Consider the following 2,796-nt stretch of genomic DNA (forward strand, 5'->3'; position numbering starts at 1 on the left):
TCAGCCACGTGATCATTCTGACCGCCCGGAGCCGCCAGCCGCAGCACCCGGGCGCCTGGTCACAAGAGGGCGAACGTTGTCTGATGCGGCACTAGTTCTTGCAGAGCCGGTCCAGCAGGTTGGCGGTGGCCCGCTGGATCCGCTCGTCGGTCAGTCCCGGCCGGCCCAGCGCGGGCGACCACGCGAAGGTGCCGGCCGCGAAGACGTACGCCCCGCTGGGCGCCCGGTAGAGCGAGGTCTCCTGGTAGCGGGTGCGGCCGACCGGGTCCTGGTAGGGCGAGTGCGCCAGCAGCACCCGCTCGACGTGCTCGGGCAGCGCCACCTTGGGGTAGTACCGGTCGGCCTCGCCGGCCACCAGTCCGGGCAGTTCGTCGCCCTCCTGGAGCCCGGTGCCGTCCCAGAGCCAGTGCGCGGTGTGCCGGGCCACCAGCGGGACGGGCGCGGCGACCCGCCCCGAGTACTGCACCCCGAGCACGTGCTGTTCGGGCTCCCCGGCGTCCCGCCACAGCGCGCTGGCCGCGCCTGCCGCGCCGGCGGCCGGGCTGCCGGCGCGGACCTTCTGCCGCTTGCGGCAGTTGAGCAGCCGGTTGGGCTCGCCGGAGGCGGCGGCGCTCAGCTCGACCCGCCAGTACATGGTGTTGGCGGAGAGGAACACCAGCGAGGTGCCGCCGTCCCGGGCCCGCTCGGCGGCCCGGCGCATCGGCTCGGACCAGTACTCGTCGTGGCCGGGGAAGACCAGCGCCCGGTGCCGGGACGGGTCCACCAGGCCGGCGTGCAGGTCGGTGGCGGTGGCGTACGAGAGGTCGTAGCCGTAGCGCTCGGCCCAGCGGATGAAGTCGTACGCGTGGCCGACGTGCAGCGGCAGTCCGGCGGTGGCGTGCGGACGGTCGAAGGAGACGGTGACGGCCGCCTCCGGTTCGCCGACCAGGCCGCCGCGGCCGTCCCAGGCGTGGTAGAGGCTGGCGCCGGTGCGGCCGTCCTCGGGGAACAGGTTGTACGCCTGCCAGGTCACGTCCGGGAGCACCAGCAGCAGTTCGGCGGCGCGCGCCCGGGCCTCGCAGTCCCGGACGGTGAACGGGATGTGGCTGCGGTGCAGCATGTCCGCGGTGGTCAGCACGGCGACGTACGAGCCGGGCTTCCAGTGCGGCGGGATCTGGAGCCGCCAGGAGTGCCACCAGTGGTGGCAGGAGACCGTCCGGTCGGCCACCAGCGGGGCGGGCTGGGCGAGGCCGGCGATGTGCGGGGTGGAGGTCATGAAGCGGGCGCCGTCGCCGCCGTAGTGGCCGATCCGGTAGACGTCCACGGTGAACTCGCGGGGCGGGTTGACGGTGACCCGGAAGTCCACCGAGCCGCCGGGGCGGACCACCCCGGCCGAGGCGAAGCCCTTGATCTGCTGGTCCACGTCGTTGGCGCCCTGCGGGGTGCCGACCGGCGGCTTGAGCCGGGTGCCGACGGCCAGCGGCTGCTGGCCGGGCGCGTCCACCGAGACGTACCAGGGCACGGCGCCCTCGGCCAGGTACTGGTCCGGGCTGCGCAGCCAGGGCAGCGGGCCCTGGCCGAAGGGGTCGGAGACGCTGTAGGCGTGCGTACCCGACTCCCAGCGACGGTTGAGTTCGGTCCTCACGCGCCCCTCCCAGGTGCACTTCCGTCCGGGGTTGGCACGTGCCCCCCGGATGTGCGTGCGGTCTAATACACCACAGAGTGCAGGCGTTGCGTCACCCTCCGGAGGCAATTGGCGCGGAGAATCTCGCGCGCCTCCCGGAGAGGGCCTCCGGCCTGCGGAGACGCCCGGCGGCCGGCCGGATCGGGGGCGCGTACGAGGGCACCGTGCGCCCTCCCGGAACGCCGGGGACGTCAGAGGCGCACGGGCTTCTCCAACCGGACGTCGGCGGCGTCGAGCCAGGCGCGCAGCGGTCCGTCCTGGCCCTGCTCGACGGCCTGGGCGACCGGGCCGGCCAGGTCGGTGCGGCGGACCTCGCCGAGCAGCAGCACCGGGCCGTCCAGCCAGTCCAGACCGGGGGCGCCGCCGGCGGTGTCCACGGCCGCGCAGCAGACCATCGCGGTGACGTGGTCGACCAGCAGGTCGCGGCCGCTGCGGGCGGGTTCCAGCAGCGGGGCCGGGGCGGTGGTGCGGGCCAGCTGGGCGGCGAGCGCGGCGGCCAGCACCTCGCCGTCGCCCTCGGCGAGCCGGCCCAGCAGCCGGGTGAGGGTCGGGGCGCCGGGGCGGGACCGCGGGGCGAGCCGGTCCAGGGCGGTCTGGAGGGTGGCGGCGCCCGCCCGCCAGCCGGCGTCCACCACCTCGGCCGGGTAGTCGGCCCACTCCAGCTCGTGCCAGCCGCCGGCCGCCGGGCGGCCGAAGAAGAGGTCGGCGGCGAGCCGGGAGACCGCCCGGTCGACGTCGCCGGGCTCCTCCAGCAGGTCGCAGGCGGGGCGGTCGCCGAGCCGGCTGCCGTAGCCGCCGGCCAGCCGGTCGCGGCGGGAGAGCTCGGTGAGGGCGGAAACCACTCCGGCGTTGAGGTGCGCCGGGTGGCGGCCGAGCCGCCAGGCGGGCAGCGCGACCCGGGTGAGCAGCCGGTCCCAGCCGGCGTAGGCGAGGCCGACCTGCTCCTGGGCGGCGATCCGCAGGCCGTAGTCGACCGTCCTGGCCTGCTCGGAGGCCCAGCTCGCGACCGAGCGCTCCAGTTCGGCGGAGTGGCCGCGACAGGCGCCGAGCAGGCGGCGGGTGATCCGGCGGGTGATCCGGTCGGCGAGCGCGGCCGGACCGCGCCTCGGCGGCCTCGGCGGCGCCGCCAGGAC

Annotated in this window: 1 protein-coding gene and 1 pseudogene; both read right to left on the reverse strand. The window is 76.0% G+C overall.

The window, feature by feature from the left end; genetic code table 11:
• Positions 1-91: 91 nt before the first annotated feature.
• Complete coding sequence (locus ACFRMQ_RS39875) at positions 92-1,624, reverse strand: N,N-dimethylformamidase beta subunit family domain-containing protein (protein ID WP_380735801.1); 1,533 nt, start codon at positions 1,622-1,624, stop codon at positions 92-94.
• Positions 1,625-1,854: 230 nt separating this feature from the next.
• Positions 1,855-2,796: pseudogene (locus ACFRMQ_RS39880) on the reverse strand (hypothetical protein); the annotation flags it as partial.

It is taken from the genome of Kitasatospora sp. NPDC056783 (assembly GCF_042789895.1).
Taxonomy (GTDB): Bacteria; Actinomycetota; Actinomycetes; order Streptomycetales; family Streptomycetaceae; genus Kitasatospora.